19 protein-coding genes are annotated in these 18,837 nt (G+C 66.5%); 4 read left to right on the top strand and 15 right to left on the bottom strand.

Features of this window, described 5'->3' with window-relative positions; translation table 11 throughout:
- Window positions 1-146 precede the first annotated feature (146 nt).
- On the bottom strand, window positions 147-734 hold the full coding sequence (locus ACZ6YI_RS10270) for a YceI family protein (RefSeq protein ID WP_465778546.1): 588 nt from the start codon (window positions 732-734) through the stop codon (window positions 147-149).
- A 71-nt stretch (window positions 735-805) separates the two neighbouring features.
- On the bottom strand, window positions 806-1,399 hold the full coding sequence (locus ACZ6YI_RS10265) for a malonic semialdehyde reductase (RefSeq protein WP_465778545.1): 594 nt from the start codon (window positions 1,397-1,399) through the stop codon (window positions 806-808).
- 149 nt (window positions 1,400-1,548) lie between these two features.
- Here ACZ6YI_RS10265 and ACZ6YI_RS10260 point away from each other — a divergent pair, with 149 nt between their 5' ends.
- On the top strand, window positions 1,549-2,511 hold the full coding sequence (locus ACZ6YI_RS10260; protein ID WP_465778553.1) for a mitochondrial fission ELM1 family protein: 963 nt from the start codon (window positions 1,549-1,551) through the stop codon (window positions 2,509-2,511).
- Window positions 2,512-2,597: 86 nt separating this feature from the next.
- Here the strand turns inward: ACZ6YI_RS10260 and recG are convergent, their stop codons facing one another.
- The 4 genes from recG to rpoZ form a co-directional block, all read right to left on the bottom strand.
- Entirely contained in the window at window positions 2,598-4,718 is a 2,121-nt protein-coding gene (gene recG / locus ACZ6YI_RS10255; RefSeq protein WP_465778544.1) for an ATP-dependent DNA helicase RecG, read from the bottom strand.
- A gap of 22 nt (window positions 4,719-4,740) precedes the next feature.
- Window positions 4,741-5,124 (bottom strand): RidA family protein, encoded by a 384-nt coding sequence (locus ACZ6YI_RS10250; RefSeq protein WP_440330340.1) that lies wholly within the window; start codon window positions 5,122-5,124, stop codon window positions 4,741-4,743.
- Window positions 5,125-5,267: 143 nt separating this feature from the next.
- Window positions 5,268-7,448 carry a RelA/SpoT family protein gene (locus ACZ6YI_RS10245; protein WP_465778543.1) on the bottom strand — a complete coding sequence of 727 codons (2,181 nt, stop codon included), beginning with the start codon at window positions 7,446-7,448 and terminating at the stop codon, window positions 5,268-5,270.
- 119 nt (window positions 7,449-7,567) lie between these two features.
- Window positions 7,568-7,858: a DNA-directed RNA polymerase subunit omega gene (rpoZ, locus tag ACZ6YI_RS10240; protein WP_045828432.1), complete on the bottom strand. Its 291-nt coding sequence runs from the start codon at window positions 7,856-7,858 to the stop codon at window positions 7,568-7,570.
- A 177-nt stretch (window positions 7,859-8,035) separates the two neighbouring features.
- Here rpoZ and ACZ6YI_RS10235 point away from each other — a divergent pair, with 177 nt between their 5' ends.
- Together ACZ6YI_RS10235 and ACZ6YI_RS10230 are read left to right on the top strand one after the other, a co-directional pair.
- Window positions 8,036-8,866 carry an MlaA family lipoprotein gene (locus tag ACZ6YI_RS10235; RefSeq protein ID WP_465778542.1) on the top strand — a complete coding sequence of 277 codons (831 nt, stop codon included), beginning with the start codon at window positions 8,036-8,038 and terminating at the stop codon, window positions 8,864-8,866.
- Window positions 8,867-9,147: 281 nt separating this feature from the next.
- Window positions 9,148-10,740, top strand: a complete 1,593-nt coding sequence (locus ACZ6YI_RS10230; RefSeq protein WP_465778541.1) for a hypothetical protein — start codon at window positions 9,148-9,150, stop codon at window positions 10,738-10,740.
- Between the two features lie 133 nt (window positions 10,741-10,873).
- Here the strand turns inward: ACZ6YI_RS10230 and ACZ6YI_RS10225 are convergent, their stop codons facing one another.
- From ACZ6YI_RS10225 to ACZ6YI_RS10185, 9 genes are all read right to left on the bottom strand, one after another.
- Window positions 10,874-11,005, bottom strand: a complete 132-nt coding sequence (locus ACZ6YI_RS10225; RefSeq protein WP_440327267.1) for a hypothetical protein — start codon at window positions 11,003-11,005, stop codon at window positions 10,874-10,876.
- Window positions 11,006-11,561: 556 nt separating this feature from the next.
- A complete protein-coding gene (locus ACZ6YI_RS10220; protein ID WP_465778540.1) occupies window positions 11,562-11,858 on the bottom strand; it encodes an STAS domain-containing protein in 297 nt (98 codons plus the stop codon).
- Window positions 11,855-12,547, bottom strand: a complete 693-nt coding sequence (locus tag ACZ6YI_RS10215) for an MlaC/ttg2D family ABC transporter substrate-binding protein (protein ID WP_465778539.1) — start codon at window positions 12,545-12,547, stop codon at window positions 11,855-11,857. Before ACZ6YI_RS10215 ends, ACZ6YI_RS10220 begins: the two co-directional genes overlap by 4 nt.
- 21 nt (window positions 12,548-12,568) lie before the next feature.
- Window positions 12,569-13,453 carry an outer membrane lipid asymmetry maintenance protein MlaD gene (mlaD, locus tag ACZ6YI_RS10210; RefSeq protein WP_465778538.1) on the bottom strand — a complete coding sequence of 295 codons (885 nt, stop codon included), beginning with the start codon at window positions 13,451-13,453 and terminating at the stop codon, window positions 12,569-12,571.
- 58 nt (window positions 13,454-13,511) lie between these two features.
- Window positions 13,512-14,279 (bottom strand): lipid asymmetry maintenance ABC transporter permease subunit MlaE, encoded by a 768-nt coding sequence (mlaE, locus tag ACZ6YI_RS10205; RefSeq protein WP_465778537.1) that lies wholly within the window; start codon window positions 14,277-14,279, stop codon window positions 13,512-13,514.
- Entirely contained in the window at window positions 14,276-15,088 is an 813-nt protein-coding gene (locus ACZ6YI_RS10200; RefSeq protein WP_465778536.1) for an ABC transporter ATP-binding protein, read from the bottom strand. The genes mlaE and ACZ6YI_RS10200 overlap by 4 nt, the downstream gene beginning before the upstream one ends.
- The gene (gene gmk / locus ACZ6YI_RS10195; RefSeq protein ID WP_440324702.1) at window positions 15,085-15,702 is read right to left on the bottom strand and encodes a guanylate kinase; all 618 of its coding nucleotides are present in this window, start codon (window positions 15,700-15,702) and stop codon (window positions 15,085-15,087) included. The genes ACZ6YI_RS10200 and gmk overlap by 4 nt, the downstream gene beginning before the upstream one ends.
- Before the next feature lie 138 nt (window positions 15,703-15,840).
- The gene (locus ACZ6YI_RS10190; RefSeq protein WP_465778535.1) at window positions 15,841-16,647 is read right to left on the bottom strand and encodes a DUF4339 domain-containing protein; all 807 of its coding nucleotides are present in this window, start codon (window positions 16,645-16,647) and stop codon (window positions 15,841-15,843) included.
- Between the two features lie 63 nt (window positions 16,648-16,710).
- Window positions 16,711-17,637, bottom strand: coding sequence for an AraC family transcriptional regulator (locus tag ACZ6YI_RS10185; protein WP_465778534.1), 927 nt, complete (start codon window positions 17,635-17,637; stop codon window positions 16,711-16,713).
- Between the two features lie 95 nt (window positions 17,638-17,732).
- Here ACZ6YI_RS10185 and ACZ6YI_RS10180 point away from each other — a divergent pair, with 95 nt between their 5' ends.
- Window positions 17,733-18,713, top strand: coding sequence for an oxidoreductase (locus ACZ6YI_RS10180; protein ID WP_465778533.1), 981 nt, complete (start codon window positions 17,733-17,735; stop codon window positions 18,711-18,713).
- The last annotated feature ends 124 nt before the right edge of the window (window positions 18,714-18,837 follow it).

Genomic DNA, 18,837 nt, shown 5'->3' with positions numbered 1-18,837 from the left:
GGGGGTGGGGGGTGGGGGGGCGGGCGGGGCGCGCCCCCCCAAGGATACCCCCGCCGTTTTTTATTTTGGGGGGGGGGGGGGGGGCGGGTGGGGGGCCCCCCCCCCCCCCCCGCGCCCCCCCCCCCGCTCCCACAGGGCCTTTCGCCTTATTTGGCGGCCGAGGCGTCGTGGGCTTCGGTGGTGATGCGGATCTTGATCTCGTCCGAGACGTTCGGGACATAGGCGCCGACGCCGAAGTCCGAGCGCTTGATGGTGGCGGTGGCGTCGAAGCCAACCGTCTGTACCTTCATCATCGGGTGCGGGCCGACCTTGTTCAGGGTGACGTCCAGGGTGACCGGCTTGGTCACGCCGTGCACGGTCAGGTCGCCGGTGACCTTCAGCTTGCCCTTGCCCGCCGCGGTGACCTTGGTGCTCTTGAAGGTGACGTTCGGGTACTTGGCGGCATCCAGGAAGTCGGCGGACTTCAGGTGCTCATCGAGCTTAGGCACGAAGGTGTCCAGGCCGGCGAGCGGCAGGGTCGCTTCGACGGTGGAATCGGCCGGCTTGGCTTCGTCATAGACGAGCGTGCCATCGACCTGGCCCAGGTTGGCCGACGGGTTCGAGAAGCCGAAGTGGTTCCAGCTGAACAGGACCATGGTGTGGCCCGGGTCGAGCTTGTAGGTAACCGGGGCAGCGTTGGCGGCGCCGGCGGCGGCGAGCAGGCCCGCGAGGGCAACGTAACGGAGAGCGCGCATCGGTAGAACTCCTGCAGTGGGGTGGGTACTGCCAGTGGACAGCGGGACCACGAGGTCACCGCGGGAAACGATCAGAGGATCTGGGCCACTTCGTCGAAATCGAAGCGCGGCAGGCGGCCGAACAGGTTCTTGTCGGGATCGCCGTAGCCGATGTTCACGAGGAAGTTCGACTTCACGTGGGTGCCCGGGAAGAACTCGGCATCGAGGCCGGCCTGGTCATAACCGGACATCGGGCCGCAATCGAGGCCGAGCGAGCGGGCGGCCATGATCAGGTAACCACCCTGGAGGGTGCTGTTGCGGAACGCCGTGGCTTCGATGAGCGCGTCGTTGCCGACGAACCAGTCGCGCGCCGGGGCATGCGGGAACAGCTTCGGCAGGTGGTCGTAGAAGGCGAAGTCGGTGGCGATGATCGCGGTGACCGGCGCCTGCATCGTCTTCTCAGCATTGTTCTCCGACAGGAACGGCTTCAGGCGCGCCTTGGCATCCTGCGACTTGATGAAGATGACGCGGACCGGCGACGAGTTCGCCGAGGTCGGGCCCATCTTCATCAGGTCGTACAGTTCCTTGAGCTGCCCATCCGTCACGTCCTTGTCCTGCCAGGCGTTGAAGGTGCGGGCGTGGCGGAACAACTGGTCAAGCGTGGCATCGGAAAGCGGAGCGCTCATGGGATTCCTTGTACAGTGAACGGGCGCCGGTCTAACCGGCAAGGCCAACAGTGTAAGGGTCGCGGCCTGCCTCGTGGACCCATCTGGCAGGAACGAACTGTGTCGAATTCGACAACAATCCGGTACGAGGGGTCGCGGTGAGTGCCGCGATGCTGCCCCGTGGTTCATGCTGGGTGATCACGGACGGCGCCGCCGGCAACCGTCGGCAGGCGCTCGCGCTCGCCGAGGCGCTGACCCCGTCGATCCGCGAGCTCGTCGTGGAGCTGCGCACGCCGTGGGCATGGGCCGCGCCGCGACTCCTGCCCGGCGGGCGCATGGCGCTATCGCGCCGCGCGGAAAGCCTGGAGCCGCCCTGGCCGACCCTGGTGATCGGCTGCGGCCGCGCCGCCGCCTGGGCGACCCGGCAGGTGCGTGCGTGGTCGGGTGGCCGCACCCTCGCCGTGCAGGTGCTCGACCCGCGCATCGCGCCGCGGCACTGGGACCTCGTCGTCGCCCCGAAACACGATGGGCTGCACGGCGCGAACGTGCTGACCCCCGTGGGCTCGCTGAATCCGGTGGATGACACGTGGCTGGCGGACGCGCGCGAGGCCTTCGCCGCCTTCGGTGACCTGCCGGGCCCAAGGATCGGCCTCCTGCTTGGCGGCCCGCGGCATGGGGGTGCGCCGGATACCGCCGGACTCGCCGCGCTACTGGAAGCCGTGAAGCAGCGCGTGGCGCGTGAGGGCGGCTCGGTAATGGCCGTGGCCTCGCGGCGCACGCCGGGCGCGCTGCTGCCGATGGTCCGTGCCGCGTTCCACGACATCCCCGGTTTCCTGTGGGCGCCCGACGATGGCGATCCGAACCCCTACCCCGGCGTGCTCGGCTGGGCCGACCGCCTGGTGGTTACGCCCGACTCGGTGAACATGCTTTCCGAAGCCTGCGCCACGGGGCGGCCGGTGCACACGCTGGTGAGCGCACCGCTACCCGCGAAGCTCGAACGCTTCCACGCGGAACTGCGCGCCACCCGCCGCCTCCACGACATCGAGGCCAGCACGCCACCCACCCAGCCCATCCTCCGCGAAACCGAACGGATCGCCGCGGAAGTGCGCAGGCACCTGGGCCTGGCGGGCTGACAAAAGCGCTTGCCCTTGTGGGAGCGCGCTCGCGCGCGATGGGGCTGGCGGCGAGCACCCATCGCGCGCAAGCGCGCTCCCACAGGTCAGGCATCGACGTAGCGCGCGGCGTCGCCTACCCAGCGCGCGATGAGCTGCTCACATCGCGCGGCGTGGTCGCGCATCATCGCTTCCGCGACGCGCTGGACATCCGGCATGAGGTGCGCATCGCGGGTGAGGTCGGCGATGCGGAACTGTAGTTGTCCGGTCTGCCGCGTGCCCAGCACTTCGCCGGGGCCGCGTAGCTCGAGGTCTTTCTCCGCGATGCGGAAACCATCGTTGGTCTCGCGCATCACCTGCAGGCGCTCCTTCGCGAGGCGCGATAGCGGCGTCTGGTAGAGCAGCACGCAGGTGGAGGCGATGGAACCGCGGCCGACGCGTCCACGCAGCTGGTGCAGCTGGGCCAGGCCAAGTCGCTCGCTGTTCTCGATCACCATGAGGCTCGCATTGGGCACGTCCACGCCGACCTCGATGACGGTGGTGGCGACCAGCACGGCGATCTCGCCGGCCTTGAAGGCATCCATCACCGCCTGCTTTTCCTTCGGCTTCATGCGGCCATGGATCAGCCCGATGTTGAGGTCGGGGAGGCCCGCCACGAGTTCGGCGTGCGCCACCTCGGCGGCCTGCGCATTCATCTGCTCGTTTTCTTCAATCAGCGTGCAGACCCAATATACCTGCCGGCCTTCCATGCACGCGCCGTGGATGCGTTCCATGACGTCGTAGCGGCGTTCGTTGGAAATGGCGACGGTCTGCACCGGCGTGCGCCCGGGCGGAAGTTCGTCGATCGACGACACATCGAGATCCGCATACGCGCTCATCGCGAGGGTACGCGGGATCGGCGTGGCCGTGAGCACGAGCTGGTGCGGGATGAGTTCGCCGCTGGCGCCCTTGTCACGCAGCGCCAGCCGCTGGTGCACGCCGAAGCGGTGCTGCTCGTCGACGATGACGAGGCCGAGCTTGTGGAACACGACGCCTTCCTGCATGAGCGCGTGCGTGCCCACGACGACGTGCGCCGTGCCTTCCGCGGCATGGGCGAGCGTCGCCTTGCGCGCCCTGCCCTGCACCTTGCCGGCAAGCCATTCGACATGCAGGCCCAGCGGCTCCAGCCACGCACGGAAGTTGCGCAGGTGCTGCTCGGCAAGCAGTTCGGTCGGTGCGACGAGCGCCACCTGATAACCGGCTTCGACCGCAGTGAGCGCAGCCAGCGCAGCGACCACGGTCTTGCCGCTGCCTACATCGCCCTGCACGAGACGCAGCATCGGATGCGCACGGGCGAGGTCGCGACCAACTTCACCGGCGACGCGCGCCTGCGCTTTCGTCAGCGCGAACGGCAATGCTTCGAGCATGCGCTCACGCAAGCTGCCCGCGCTCTTCAACGCCGGCGCCTTGCGCTTCTTCACCGCCGCGCGCATGCGGCGCAGCGTGAGATGCTGGGTGAGCAGTTCTTCGAAGGCGAGGCGCTTCTGCGCGGGATGGCCGCCCTCTTCCAGCTGGCGCAGGTCGACATCCGGCGGCGGCCGGTGCACGTACAGCAGCGCATCGCGCAACGAGGTGAGGCCGAGCGGGCGGCCTACCTCGGCGGGAATCAGTTCGAGCCGGTCATCGCCCGGCAGGTGGAACAGCGCCTTCGCGATGACGCTGGCGAGCCTTCGCGGGCCAAGGCCTTCCGTGGTCGGATAGACCGGCGTGAGGCGCTCGTCGACGACGACCGCCTCGTCGCTTTCGATCCGCTGGTATTGCGGGTGCACCATCTCCAGGCCTTGCGGGCCCTGGCGCACCTCGCCGAAGCAGAGCAGGCGCGTGCCCTTCTGCAACTGATCCATCTGCGATTTGCGGAAGTGGAAGAAGCGCAGCAGCAGCGCGCGGCCGGAGTCGTCGCTGATGATCACCTTCAGCTGCATGCGGCCGCGGAAGCTGCGCTCGACGAAATCGACGCTGCCCTCCACCTGCACGTGCATGCCCGGGCGGAGGTCGCCGATGGACACCACGGTGGTGCGGTCTTCGTAACGCAGCGGCAGGTGGAACCAAAGGTCCTGCACCTCGCGCAGGCCGAGCTTGCCGAGCGTCTCGGCAAGCGCCGGCCCCACGCCACCGAGCGTCGTCAGGGGCGCGCGACCCGGATCCGCCACGCTGGGCGCGGCGGGTGGCGTGCTGGTGCTGCGGGCCACGGGAATGGCGGTGCCCTTGCGGTTACGGCAGGACGAGGATCGCGTCGACCTCGACGTGGGCGCCCTTCGGCAGGCCCGAGACCTCGATGGTGGAACGCGCCGGGTACGGCTGCTGGAAGTACTCGGCCATCACCGCGTTCACCGCGGCGAAGTTGCCGAGGTCGGTCACGTAGATGCCGACGCGGACGATATCCGCCAGCTTGCCGCCCGCGGCTTCGGCCACGGCGACCAGGTTGTCGAACACGCGGCGGGTCTGCGCGGTGATATCGCCTTCCACGAGGTTGCCGGTGGCCGGATCGAGCGGGATCTGCCCGGAGAAGTACACGGTGTTACCGGCGCGCACGGCCTGCGAATACGGGCCAATGGCGGCCGGCGCCTTGTCGGTGGCGATGATGCTGCGGGTCATGGGCGATCCTCCGGAATAAGACACCCAGTCTAAACCGTGAGGGGCTTTCTTGTGGATGGGGGGATCCGCCGTGGGGGGGGGGGGGGGGGCGGGGGGGGGGGGGGGGCGGCCCCCCCCCCCCCCCCCCCCCCGCTCCCACACCTTTAGAGCGGGTGGCGGTACACGCCGCTGACGACGCCGGTGCGGCGGACGCGGCGCATGACGTCGGCGAGGTGCTTGCGGCCCTTCACCTCGATCGCGAACAGCAGCGTGGCTGCCGTGCTGTCACGCTCGATGTATTCCACGTTCTCGATGTTCGACCCGGCATCGGCGATGGCGGCCGCCACCGTGGCGAGGACGCCCGGGCGGTTGAGCACTTCGATACGCAGCTCGGCGCGGTAATCGCCGGTGACATCGCGATCCCATTCGATCGCCACGATGCGTTCCGGCGTCTTGCGGAACTCGGCCACGTTCGGGCATTCCACCCGGTGCACGACGATACCCTTGCCGGAAGAGAGGAAGCCGACGATCTCGTCGCCCGGCAACGGATGGCAGCAGTTGCCGAAGCTGAGCACGCCACGCTCGGCACCGCTGATGCGGATCTTCTCGACGGCGTGCTCGGCGGCCGCCTGCGGCTGCGATTCGCGCGGGCCCATGGCGTGGACCAGCTGGCTGGCCACCTGGTCGGCGAAGCGATTGCCCAGCGCGATCTCGGACAGCAGTTCCTCGAGGCGCTTGAACTTGGCTTCGTCGAGGAAACGATCGAGCACCGCCGGCGGGATCGCGTCGAGGCTGAGCCCGCGGGCATCCAGCGCGCGGTCGAGCATGCGGTGGCCGAAGTCGACCGCATCCTCGTGCTGCAGGTGCTTCAGGTACTGGCGGATCGCAGTGCGCGCCTTGCCGGTGACCACCGCTTCCAGCCACGCCGGGTTCGGCACGGCGGAAGGCGCGGTGATGATCTCGACCACCTGGCCCGAGATGAGACGGGTGCGCAGCGGCACCAGCTTCTTGTCAACGCGCGCGGCGACCGCATGGTCGCCCACGTCGGTATGCACGGCGTAGGCGAAATCGAGCGCGGTGGCGTTACGCGGCAGCGAGAAGATCGCGCCACGCGGGGTAAACAGGTACACCTCGTCCGGGAACAGGTCGATCTTGACGTTTTCCAGGAACTCGGCGGCCGACGGCGTGCTGGCCTGGCTGTCCGCCAGCGCGGAAATCCACTCGCGCGCACGCAGCTGCGCGTTGTTGGCCGGGCCCGAATCGGTCTTGTACGCCCAGTGCGCCGCCACGCCGCGTTCCGCCACGGATTCCATCTCCGACGTGCGGATCTGGATCTCGATGGGTGCGCCGAACGGCCCGAGCAGCACGGTATGCAGCGACTGGTAGCCATTGCCCTTGGGAATGGCGATGAAATCCTTGAAGCGCGCATCGACCGGCTTGTACAGGCCGTGGACCGCGCCGAGCGCCATGTAGCAATGCATGGCGGTATCCGTCACCACGCGGAACCCGTACACATCCATGAGCTGCGCAAACGATTTGTGCTCGTTGCGCATCTTCGAATAGATGCTCCACGGGCTCTTGATCCGGCTGACCGCGCGGCCAGGGATCTTGTCGGCGGCGAGGCGGCCTTCCAGGGCCATCTCGATCTTCGCCATGGCCTCGCGACGGTTGCCCAACGCGGCGCGGATGCGCTCGCCGATGATGCGGTGGCGGTCGGGATACAGGGCCTTGAAGCCAAGATCCTGCAGCTCGGCCTTGAACTTGTTCATGCCCAGCCGCTGTGCGATCGGGGCGTAGATCTCCAGCGTTTCACGCGCGATGCGGCGGCGGGACGCGGCGTCCTTCGCCCCGAGCGTGCGCATGTTGTGCAGGCGATCGGAGAGCTTGATCAGGATGACGCGCAGGTCGCGCGCCATCGCGAGCAGCATCTTGCGGAAGCTCTCCGCATCCGCTTCGGCGCGGGTGGAGAAGCGCATCTTGTCGAGCTTGGTGACACCATCGACCAGCTCGGCGACGGTTTCGCCGAACGCGCCGGCGAGTTCCTCGCGGCTGAGGTGCGTGTCTTCGAGCGTGTCGTGCAGGATCGCCGCGATGATCGTCTCGGCATCGAGGCCAAGCTCCGCGAGCACCTGCGCCACCGCGACCGGGTGGGTGATGTACGGCTCACCGGATTTGCGTGTCTGCCCGTCGTGCGCCAGCGCGCCAACCAGGAAGGCGCGGCGGATGCGCATGACCTGCTCTTTCGGCAGGTACGCGCCCACGCGATCTTCCAGCGCCTGCACATAGGCCGGCACCGGGGTGTCGTCGGAGACGTCGGTCAGTTTTTTGGCGGGGATGACTTCCATGGGAATGCCTCGCGCCCTGGTTCAGGCGACCTGGCCTCCCGCGCGCGGCTGCGAGAGCCGCGCTTCAACAACGTGCGCAGTGAACGGATGAACGCAGGGTCGACAGGGACCCGGCGTCATCAGTCATCTCCACCCTTCGAGAGGTCGTCGTCCACTTCCGTGGCGGCCCACTCGAGGGCTTCGCGCTCGGCACGCTCGCGAGCGGCCTTGTCGATTTCGTCGATCATCTGCTCATTGACGCGGCGATCGGCGATCTCGCGGAGGGCGAGCACGGTCGGCTTGTCGTTGTTCGGATCGAGCGTGGGCTCAGCGCCCTTGGAGAGCTGGCGAGCGCGCTTGGTCGCCATGAGCACGAGCTCAAAGCGGTTGTCGACTACCTCGAGGCAGTCTTCGACGGTAATACGGGCCATTTCAAATCCTTGACAACAAAGACACTTATGACCGTGCAGTTTAGCGGCCCAGCCCGTTGGCTGTCCATCAGGGGGAGGGGTATCATGTCGGGTTCTGGCCAGGAAGGACGGGCGTTAGTGCAAATAATAAAACCAAGCGGTACACTAAAGTATCGCCCCACCCCCAGAGTCACCCCGATGGACCCCAAGATCAACTTCAAGCGGCTGGCCCGCCTCGCGTTCGGCCTGGTGGCCATGACGCTGCTGGCGGCCTGCCACGTGGCCCCGCCGCGTACGGATGACCCGAACGAGAACCTGAACCGCAAGGTTTACGCGTTCAACGACAAGCTCGACAAGGCGGTGATCCGCCCGGTCGCGGTCGGTTACCGTAATGTGACCACCCCGGGCGTCCGCACGGCGGTGAGTGATTTCTATACGAATATCCGCCTTCCGATCACCATCGGTAACCAGCTGCTCCAGGGCCGTCCGGGCCAGGCGGCGGTGACCACGGGCCGGTTCATCGTGAACCTGGGCATCGGCTTCCTGGGCTTCAAGGACCCGGCGAGCATGCTGGGCATGCCGCTGTATGACAGCGACTTCGGCGTGACCCTGGCCCGTTGGGGCGTGCCCGAAGGCGAGTACCTGGTGCTCCCCTTCGTCGGCCCGACGACGGTCCGCGACGTCTGGCGCCTGCCGGTGGATAGCTACTTCTTCGATCCGCTGAGCTACCTGTCGCGCAACCACGATTTCCACCATGGCCAGTACTACGTGCCGTCGGTGCTATACCTCGTGACCCTGCGCGCCCGTGCGATCGATGCGGAGAGCTTCCTGGCGTCGGCGTACGACCCGTACGTGTTCATGCGTGATGCGTACCGCCAGCGGCGCCTGTACCAGATCTACGACGGCAACCCGCCGGCGGATGTGATCGAGCAGATGCAGGGCCTGAACGACACCAAGGATTTCGACCCGGATGAGCTGCTGAAAGAACAGCACACGTGGGAGAAGCAGAACGGGCAGAACCCGGACTGATAATTCAAGAAGGCCGCCTCCGGGCGGCCTTTTTTTGGTTAGTCGTTTGCTTACGCAATCCCCGGTCGTCCCGGTTGACCTGGTCCCAGGAACGAACGGCGAGCTCCTACGCGCGAAAAAAAGCCGCGAACCATGAGCGTTAAGCCCTCGTGCCGATTGCCGAGCATTTACCATCGGCGCCGGCGTCCTCGGAAAACCCGCTCGATGCGGCTACGACCCGTACCAGGGTATCTGGCGCCAGACGACGACGCCGGAAGTCGAACTCGGAGGATTCCATACTCATGCGTTGTAAGATCATTTTTGGCGCTTGCCTACTTGCTATGAACCTTTCCGTCTCGGCTTCAACGACTGACGAACACCCCGTCAGCGTGCTGTTCATCGGGAACAGCCTGACCTACTACAACGCGATGCCAGCGACTTTCGCACGGATGGTTGAACGCACGCAGCCGGGCATGCGCCTTTACGTCCGTTCCGTGGCCAGTGATGGCGCGATGCTCGAGGACCACTGGAAGCTTGACTGGACGCGCACGCGACTGGCCGAACGCCATTGGGATTTTGTCGTGTTGCAGGACCAGGGGGCGTTATCGCGCTGGGTGGAAGACGGCAAGTCGCACCAGGCTCCGCCTGCATCCCTTGATGCCTATGTCGACAAATTCGCCCGACTGGCCCGCGACGCTGGCTCGACGGTCGTACTGTACGAAACCGCTCCCACGGGTGCCGATCGCATGCCCTACATTGCCTGGGCGTACACCCAGGCTGCCAATCGTGAACGTGCGATCCTGGCGCCGGCAGGTAGCGTGCTGTATGCGTTGGATGACGACGCGAGGAAAATCATGCTTCCCAAGGGCGGCGGAGGACATCCTTCACCGCGAGGCTCTTGCGTCATCGCCGCGACCCTTGCCTCGGCCATGTTTCGGGCTCCTTCTCAACCCATGCTCGACTCCTGCGCCTCTGGGGACGAGGCGGTCCGCGCCGCGGGCCCATTGATCGACCGTCAACTTGTGAGCATGGGGCAGCCCGGTGGCTACCATGTGCCGGCGGCGCCGCACTTTGATCCACCTCCGTCAGTCACCCCCGGGCAACCGGTGGGGGTGAGCGACACGGCGGGCAGGTGGTACGCGAGGGAGAGCGGTCTCCCCATGAGCTTTGGTGTGCGCCTTTCATTTGGAAAGGCAACCGTTGAGCCAGAGGTGGCGATCGACAACTACGGCGTAAACACCCGGCAAGGCATGCGGATCGATAGCGTGGACCGTGCTCACGGACTGATACGTATCGACTCGCATGGTGATGGGCGTACGTATCGATACACCCTCGCCCGGCACGGCAATACGCTGTCCGGCTACCTTGCCGCATATGTGAACGGGGGAACCACGTATACGCCGGTCTCATTCGTCCACAGGGATGCCGCAGACGGCCACTTCACGCGCCTTGATGACCTGCAAGGTACGTTTGATCGCGAGCGCAAGGAACTAGGCCTCGACGCAGCCTTACTCGGACGCTACAAGGCGCTCAATGCCTGGCTGGGCACTGAGGAGGTGAAACGCGTTGCATGGGCGGATCCAGCGTCGGACGCCTGGTATGCGCTCCTCACCGGCCAGAACTACGCTGATCTCGGCAACGATACCCTGGCCCTCGAGTACTACACGTTCGCGGTGCGGCACTTCCCAAAAAGCTATGACGCATATGGCGCGCGCGGCCAACTATTGGAACGCATGGGGCGTTTTGGTGAGGCTCTCCCGGACCTGACGCGAGCTGCCGCCATGCTTGCCGCGGATCACCGCAGTGACGGCGAGACGGAATACTCGTGGCGGCGCGATCGCGTTCGACAGTCGCTGATGCCGCGCCAGAAGGACTCACCCGTAGCTACGCAATAAGCGCAATGAACGGCGAAGCTACAGCAACGTGCTGTCGCCGGACACGCGGGCCAAGGCTTCAAGGCCCTTCGGTACGGTGGTTGTGGGAGCGCGCTTGCGCGCGATCACCTACAGAGCGGCGAAGCCGTATCGATCAGCGAGCCGCAGCGATCGCGGTCACCGGCAGTTGCGGGCCACTGGTCGTCACCATCGCGCCCATCGTCAACACGCTCAGCAGCACGGCGGCGGCGAAGAAGGTCTTCAGCAGGAAGGTTTCGGCTTTCATGGCAGGTCTCCGTGATCGAAAAGGTGAGCCCGAGAGCTCTTGCCATGGATCTTGCATCCGCCGTGCCAACATCGAGTCTGGTTCGCAAACCGCGCTGTAAAGCCATTTCGTCCTGACTTTGAGATGCGAGCTTTGCTGTCCGCGGACGAAGCCGTGTCCGGCCAGACCTGTCCGCACGCCGGACACGAAGCGAGCTTTAGCTCTCCAAACACCATGCCTCAGTGTGTCCGGGAGGCCTGGGTGCCCAACCTCGAGGCGAGTTCCGGACAAGGGAGCGGCCGAAGGCCACATAAGTACATTTGCGCCGCAGGCGCACTCCGATACGGACGTGGAGGACTGTTTGAGCAGCGAGGGTGGGCACCCGGGCCTCTTTCCGGAGACGTCAGAGCGCGAGGCGGCGTAAGCCGCTGACCACATGCATTCGCGCCAGCGGATGAACCGATTCGATAGCGCGAAGCCGAAGGCGAGCCCGCTCGATCAAGCACAAAAAACCCGGCACATGGCCGGGCTTTTGGATACGGGTATCGCGCGCAAGCGCGCTCCTACAGGAGCTGGGCTAGATCAGCGAGCTTACGCCCGAGACGCGGGCCAGTGCTTCCAGGCCCGTGGGGACGTTCGCGACGTTCAGGGCCTGGCCCTTCTGCCGCGCATGCGCCAGTAGCGCCAGCACCGTCGCCAGGCCCGCGCTATCCGCCTGGGTGACGCCGGCGAGATCCAGCGTTGCCGGCTTGCTCCGGTCAAGCGCCGAGCGACCCGCCTCCAGGACCGACGCCGACGTAGCAAACGTCAACGCGCCGGAGACCCGCAGGGCCCCCGGCGCATCAGCCAGCTGGTACGTGGCCGGCTGGATCACTTGCCGCCGCCGGCCGCCTGGCCGCCGTTGGTTTCCTGCTTCATCTCGTCGATCGCGCCGGCGCCCTTCTGCTCAAGGTCGGCCGTGAGCTTGTCCAGGCCTTCCTTCTTGATCTCGGCATCCACCTGGTTGCGGTAGTTCGTGATGTACGAGATGCCCTCGATGATCACGTCGTACGCCTTCCAGTCGCCGCTCTGGCTCTTACGGAACGCGTAGTCGACCGAAACCGACTTGCCGTCGTCCAGCATGACCTGCGTACGCACCACGGTGCGCTTGTTGTTCAGATCACCCGAGAACGGAAGCACCTTCACCTTGCCACGGGTGTAGTTGAGCAGGCCCTCGGCGTAGCGGTGGGTGATCGAGTTGTAGAACGCCTTGGCGAAGCGCTCGCGCTGCTGCGGCGAGGCCTTGGTCGCGTTCTGGCCGAGCACCAGGATCGAGGCGTAGTCGATGTCGAAGTGCGGCAGGAACGTGTCGTCGATGACGGCGATCAGCTTTTCCTTGTCGTTCTTCAGTTCGGCCTGGTGGCCCTCGATGGCCTTGGAGAGGTCATCGGAGATCTGCTGCACGACCTGCTGGGGCGACTGGCCCTGCGGGGCCGCAGCCGGAGCGGTGGCCTGGGCGAAGACCGGCGCGGCGGCGACGGTGCCGACGGCGAGGGCGATAGCGAGGGAAAGCTGACGCAACATGCGGGTATCTCCTGGACCGGCTTACTTCTTGCCGGCGTTATCGGGTTGGGCGCCGCCCTGGCCATTGCCTTGGGCGTTACCGTTGTTTGAGCTCGGGGAGCCGTTCACGAGGAACTTGCCGATCAGGTCCTCCAGCTGGAGCGCGGACTGGGTCAGCACGAGCTGGTCCCCATCCGCCAGGTACTCCGGCGACCCGCCTGGCTGGATCGCAACATACTGGCTACCGATCAAACCGCTTGTGAACACCGCGGCCGCCGAGTCATCCGGTATCCGGGAGTAGCGCTTGTCGATCGCAAGGGTCACCGTGGCCTCGACCGCACCCGGCTTGACCACCACCGATTCCACGCTGCCGATGGGCACGCCGGCCATCTTCACCGCGGCGCCGGCCTGCAGGCCGCCGATGTTGGTGAAATCACCCGTGACATGGAAGGTTCCGCCCAGGCGATCCGGGGCGCTGCCGCCGCCGAAGAACTTGCCGAGCATCTCTTCCAGCTGCTGGGCCGGACGGGTGAAGGCGAGCTCACCGCCCTCCTTCACCGGGTTCTTCGAGTGGCCGAACTGCAGGCCGATGTACTGGTCGCCGAGCAGGCCGCTGGTATAGATGGTGGCCACGGAATCGTCCGGGATGTCCTTGCGGGCATCGTCGATCGCCAGGGTCACCCTGGCCTCCTCCTTGCCCGGCACCAGCTCGATCGACGAGACCGAACCGACGCGGACACCGGCGATCTTCACCGGGGCGCGGACCTTGAGCTGGCCGACGTTGGCGAAGCGGGTCTCCACGTTGTACGTGGAACCGCCGTGCTGGTTGGCGACGGAGGTGGTCTGGGTGGCGAGGTAAGCCAGCGCGGCGAAGCCAAGCACGATGAACAGGCCGGTGCCGACGGCATAGGAACGTCTCTGGGTCACGGCACGATCCTCGAGGTAGATGCGAAAAGGGTTGCGTTCATGGCGGGCCTCCCTGCCTTCAGATCAGGAACGAAGTAAGGACGAAATCCAGCGCCAGGATGGCAATGGACGAGGCGACCACCGTGCGCGTGGTGGCGTACGCGACGCCTTCGCTGGTGGGCGGGGTGGCGTAGCCCTGGAACACCGCGATCAGCGAGACCACGATGCCGAAGGCAAAGGACTTGAGCAGCACGCCGTTGACGATGTCCTTGTGGACATCCACCGCGGCGGTCATGTTGGACCAGAAGGTGCCGTTATCGATGCCGAGCCAGGTCACGCCGACCAGGTGGCCACCGAACACGCCCATGGCGCAGAACACGATGCCGAGCAGCGGCAGCGCGATGACGCCGGAGAGGAAGCGCGGTGCGATGACATAGGCGATCGGGTCGACCGCCATCATTTCCATCGCGTCGAGCTGGTCGGTCGCGCGCATCAGGCCGATCTCGGCCGTGATCGAGGTGCCCGCGCGGCCAGCAAAAAGCAGCGCGGTGACCACGGGGCCAAGCTCGCGGTAGATGGCGATCGCCACGACGGTACCGGTGGCCGAGGTGCCGCCGAAGATCGACAGCACGTCGTACAGCTGCAGGCCCAGCACCATGCCGACGAACAGGCCGCAGGTCATGACGATGGTGAGGCTCATCGCGCCGATGAACCAGATCTGGCGGATGGTCTCGCGGAAGTAACGGAGGCTACGCGGGATCGCCGCGAGGATCGTCAGCAGGAACAGCCCGCTCGCGCCGATCTGCGCCAGGCTGCGGACGACGACATTATCTTCCCTGGTGGTCATGCCTTGTCTCCGGGAAACCCCAGCTGCGTGGCGTAGTCGCCTGCCGGGTACTGGAACGGAACCGGGCCATCGGCCTGCCCGCCGAAGAACTGTGCCGTCCAGGGCGAACCATCGCTGGCGAGCGTAGCCGGCGCGCCCTGCGCGACGACCTTGCCGTTGGCGATAAGGAACACGTGGTCGGCCACCTTCTGCACGGCGGCGAACTCATGCGCCACCAGGATGCTGGTGATGCCGAGGGTTTCGTTGAGGGTGCGGATAAGCAGCAGCACCTGGTTCAGCGAGATCGGATCGAGGCCGACGAACGGTTCGTCGTACAGGATCAGTGCCGGGTCGAACACGATGGCGCGGGCCAGCGCCACGCGGCGGGCCATGCCGCCGGATAGCTCGGTGGGCATGAGCCGCGCGGCACCGCGCAGGCCCACGGCCTGCAGCTTGTTGAGCACGATGTTGCGGATGAGTTCTTCCGGCAGCTTCGTGTGCTGGCGCAGCGGGAAGGCCACGTTCTCGAACACGTCGAAATCGGTAAGCAGCGCGGAGTTCTGGAACAGGTAGCCGATGCGCTCGCGCAGCTCGAACAGCTTCTCGCGCGAAAGCTCCGGCACGTTCTCGCCGTTCACTTCCACCGTGCCCTCATCGCCGCGCATCTGCCCGGTGATGTGCTTCAGCAAGGTGGTCTTGCCGGTGCCGCTGGGGCCCATGATGGCGGTGACCTTGCCGCGCGGGATATCGAGATCCAGCGCGTCGAAGATCGTCTTGCCATTGAGCACCGTGGTCAGGCCGCGTACGCGGACGATGGCATCGTCGGTCATGGTGCGAGCAGTTCCTCGATCAGTGCCTCATGGCGTTTCGCCGCCCATTTCGCGCGGAGGCGGACGGCACGGACGATCGACTGCAGGTCGGCCAACGCATCTTCAAACCGATCGTTGACGATGATGTAGTCGAACTCGTGCGCGTGCGCGATTTCCTCGCGGGAATTGAACAGGCGGCGTTCGATGACGTCAGGGGCGTCCGAACCTCGACCGCGCAGGCGGCGCTCGAGTTCCACGCGCGAGGGCGGCAGGATGAACACGCTGACGCAGTCGGCCTTGCCCTTGCGGACCTGGCGGGCCCCCTGCCAGTCGATCTCGAGCAGGACATCCACGCCCGTGGTGAGCTTGTCCTCGACCACCGTGCGCGAGGTGCCATACAGGTTGCCGTGGACCTCGGCGTGCTCCAGGAAGATGCCATCCGCGATCTCGCGCTCGAAATCCGGCCGTTCCACGAAGAAGTAGTGGCGGCCGTACTGCTCACCCACGCGCGGCGGGCGCGTGGTGTGCGAGATAGACAAGGAGATCTGCGGTTCGCGCTCGAGCAGCGCATTGACCAGCGTGGATTTGCCCGCGCCCGAGGGCGCGGCGACCACGAACAGGGTGCCGTCACTCATCCGCGGGGATCTCGTTGGGGGGTCATGGCTCTTTCCCGTAACGCAAAGCGGGATTGTAGCCGGAATCGTGGGTTGGCCGCCTTGCAACGGCCTTTCCCACCCATGCCGGGATAGGCGAACCGACCCCGGAAAGCCCCCTCAGTGGCCCTGGCTACCAAACACAGCCAGCATCGCCGCCATGCCGACCAGGAACGCGAAGCCGACCCACACCGCCATAAGGATCCAGAAAACACCCTTCGGCGCAGGCGGATTCACCTGGCCGGTGGTGCGCCAGCGTGCCACCCAGCTCATCTGCCCCTGCAGGTAGTAGTGGGTGAAGAAGAACAGGGTGACGTTGCCGATATCCGGCACCAGGCCGTAGGCGGGCAGCTTCTCACGCATGGAGCGGGCCATGGAGAACATGGCCACGTAGCGGAACACGATCATCGCCAGGCCCAGCAGGAAGAACAGGCCGAAGTAGGACATCACGCCCATGATGGCGCCGAGCCCGGGGTCGGGTGTGTCCAATGACCGGTTGAGCACCACGCCCATCATCACGAACCAGGTGACCGGCAGCAGGCACACCGAGATCACCAGCCACATCGTGGCCTTGCTGGCCGGATCGATCTTCTTGATCCACGACGCCTGCACGAACTGCCAGATCAGGGCCATCAACCCGCCGACGAAGAGATCGATCACGAAGATCAGCGCCCAGTGCATGTCGGGCGGCGGCGGCAGGTCATTATTCAGCGCGGCGGCCGGCATGCCCGGCGCCCGCGCCATCGGCGGCGGCATGGCGATACCCAGGATCATGTGCAGCGGCTGCCAGTCGGCCATGCCCTCGCGCCAGCCCATGGCGGTCGCCTCGACCTTTCCTTCGGCGATCCACGCGCGCAGCGTGGCCTCGTCGTACGGGCCAAAACGCTCGTCGTTTCGGCCTACCCAGATCTTGCTTTCGTCTGCCATTGCCCCTGTTCCCTTGCCCGGCGTGATGTCGCTGGCGAGTATGCCCAACGCGGGGCGCGGGCGTCACGCGACCAGCGGCGGCGTGACGGGCGCATAGCGCGCCGGCGATACGCCGACCACGCGTTTGAACGCATGGGAGAAGGCACTCTCGGAGCCATAACCCAGGTCGCGCGCCAGGGTTGCGACCGGCACGCTGCCACGCTGCAGCGCCTGGCAGGCCAGCCGCATGCGCCACTCGGTGAGGTAGGTGAGCGGCGCCGTGCCGGAGACCTTGCGGAAGTGCGCGGCAAACACGGTGCGCGACATCGCGGCCAGGCGCGCCATCTCGTCGAGGCGCCAGTCGCGGCCGGGTTCGGCATGGACGCGCCTGAGCACCGGCGCGAGGCGCGGGTCGGCGACGGCGCGTAGCCAACCCGGGGGAAGCAGGTCGCCGGAGGCCATGTGCGCGCGCAGGATCTGCACGAACAGCAGGTGGGCGAGCTGGGCCTGGGCAAGGCCGGCACCCGGTAGCGCATCGGCGCTTTCCTTCACCATCTGGTCGATCAGCCAGCGCATCGTCGCCGCTTCGGGTGCATTGCCTGGGATGTGGATCCACGGTGGCAATGCGGCGAGCAACATGGGTTCATAGGCAGGATGCACGCGGACGTGCCCGCCAATCTGCAGGGTTTCCGTGCCCTCGTTGAACGCGACGAGCCGCTGTGCGCCGTGCCATTCGAACTCGCCCGCAAAGCGCGCCGGCAGGTCCGGATCGCTCGCGAGCACGAAGGACAGCGGCGCGGCGAGGAGGATCACATCGCCCTCGCCCAAGGCGATATCGCGCGACTCCCCTTCGATCCGCATGACCACGCGACCGCGGGCCACGGCGAAGAATTTCAGCTTGTCGGGCGGCGGGAAGCGCACGGCCCAGTCGCCGCCCGCGGTGAAGCCGCCGGAGAGGACCGATTCGAACTCAGCCAGGCGGAGGATGGCGGTGATGGGGTCGTCGCTCATATCCGTACGATTGCGCATGCATGGCGTACTTTCAAGCATTCATCGTCCGGGAGGGCGCCCCTACCTTGATAGGGCACCCCACCCTGGAGCCTTCCATGCAGTCCCCTATCCCCTCTGGATTCACCGCCGCCAGCACAGCCGCGGACGTCATCAAAGGCCACGATCTCGCCGGCAAGACCGCCGTGGTCACCGGCGGCTACGCCGGCCTCGGTCTCGAAACCGCCCGCACCCTGCGCGACGCGGGCGCTCGCGTCATCGTCCCGGCCCGCGACATGGCCAAGGCGCGCAAGGCCCTCGATGGTGAGGCCGGCATCGAGATCCTGCCGATGGACCTGGCCGACCCGGCGTCGATCGATGCCTTCGCGAAGCAGGTGGTCGATCGCGGCGAGCCGCTGCACCTGCTGATCAACAACGCGGGCGTGATGGCCTGCCCGCTCGAACGCGACGCGCGCGGCTACGAGCGGCAGTTCGCGACCAACCACCTGGGCCACTACCAGCTCGCCGTACGCTTGTGGCCCGCGCTGCGCCGCGCGAACGGCGCGCGTGTGGTCTCCGTGTCGTCGCGCGGCCACCGCTATTCACCGGTGGTGTTCGACGACCCGCACTTCGAACGCCGTGATTACGATCCGTGGCTCAGCTACGGCCAGTCGAAGACCGCGAACATCCTCTTCGCCATCGGTGTCGACCAGCGCGGCAAGGCCGACGGCATCCGCGCGTTCTCGCTACACCCGGGCGCGATCGTCACCGACCTTGCCCGTTACATGAGCGTCGACGACATGCGCAAGTTCGGCGCCATCGACGACGAAGGCAAGCCGGTGGTCGATATCCAGCGCGGCATGAAAAGCGTGGCGCAGGGCGCGGCGACCAGCGTGTGGGCCGCCACCAGCCCCATGCTCGACGGCAAGGGCGGCCTGTACCTCGAGGACAGCGACATCGCGCCCCTGCTCGATGACGCGACCGTCGCCGCCGAAGACCTGCGCAACCTGCACGGCGTCCGCCCCTACGCAATCGACCCCGACGCAGCCGACGCGCTGTGGGAACTAAGCGAACAACAAACCGGCGCCCGCCTGCCCTGATGCGATAGTGCCCTTGTGGGAGCGCGCTTGCGCGCGATCGCGTAGGAGCCCACCCTGTGGGCGACATCTTTCGCTTCGGCGCGCAGGGTCTGCGGCCGTGTCGCGAACAGCGTCGCCCACAGGG

It is taken from the genome of Luteibacter sp. NPDC104163 (assembly GCF_055584245.1).
Note: the sequence above shows the minus strand (reverse complement) of the source record. Positions and strands in the feature narration are given on the sequence as shown.

Excerpts from the sequence above, each read along its gene's own strand:
- ACZ6YI_RS10250 (WP_440330340.1), bottom strand. The coding sequence starts at position 5,124 with ATGACCCGCAGCATCATCGCCACCGACAAGGCGCCGGCCGCCATTGGC.
- ACZ6YI_RS10185 (WP_465778534.1), bottom strand. The coding sequence starts at position 17,637 with ATGAGCGACGACCCCATCACCGCCATCCTCCGCCTGGCTGAGTTCGAA.
- ACZ6YI_RS10230 (WP_465778541.1), top strand. The coding sequence starts at position 9,148 with ATGCGTTGTAAGATCATTTTTGGCGCTTGCCTACTTGCTATGAACCTT.
- ACZ6YI_RS10180 (WP_465778533.1), top strand. The coding sequence starts at position 17,733 with ATGCAGTCCCCTATCCCCTCTGGATTCACCGCCGCCAGCACAGCCGCG.
- ACZ6YI_RS10270 (WP_465778546.1), bottom strand. The coding sequence starts at position 734 with ATGCGCGCTCTCCGTTACGTTGCCCTCGCGGGCCTGCTCGCCGCCGCC.
- ACZ6YI_RS10190 (WP_465778535.1), bottom strand. The coding sequence starts at position 16,647 with ATGGCAGACGAAAGCAAGATCTGGGTAGGCCGAAACGACGAGCGTTTT.
- ACZ6YI_RS10225 (WP_440327267.1), bottom strand. The coding sequence starts at position 11,005 with ATGAAAGCCGAAACCTTCCTGCTGAAGACCTTCTTCGCCGCCGCCGTG.
- rpoZ (WP_045828432.1), bottom strand. The coding sequence starts at position 7,858 with ATGGCCCGTATTACCGTCGAAGACTGCCTCGAGGTAGTCGACAACCGC.
- ACZ6YI_RS10235 (WP_465778542.1), top strand. The coding sequence starts at position 8,036 with ATGGACCCCAAGATCAACTTCAAGCGGCTGGCCCGCCTCGCGTTCGGC.
- ACZ6YI_RS10265 (WP_465778545.1), bottom strand. The coding sequence starts at position 1,399 with ATGAGCGCTCCGCTTTCCGATGCCACGCTTGACCAGTTGTTCCGCCAC.
- ACZ6YI_RS10260 (WP_465778553.1), top strand. The coding sequence starts at position 1,549 with ATGCTGCCCCGTGGTTCATGCTGGGTGATCACGGACGGCGCCGCCGGC.
- mlaE (WP_465778537.1), bottom strand. The coding sequence starts at position 14,279 with ATGACCACCAGGGAAGATAATGTCGTCGTCCGCAGCCTGGCGCAGATC.
- ACZ6YI_RS10245 (WP_465778543.1), bottom strand. The coding sequence starts at position 7,448 with ATGGAAGTCATCCCCGCCAAAAAACTGACCGACGTCTCCGACGACACC.
- gmk (WP_440324702.1), bottom strand. The coding sequence starts at position 15,702 with ATGAGTGACGGCACCCTGTTCGTGGTCGCCGCGCCCTCGGGCGCGGGC.
- ACZ6YI_RS10215 (WP_465778539.1), bottom strand. The coding sequence starts at position 12,547 with ATGTTGCGTCAGCTTTCCCTCGCTATCGCCCTCGCCGTCGGCACCGTC.
- ACZ6YI_RS10200 (WP_465778536.1), bottom strand. The coding sequence starts at position 15,088 with ATGACCGACGATGCCATCGTCCGCGTACGCGGCCTGACCACGGTGCTC.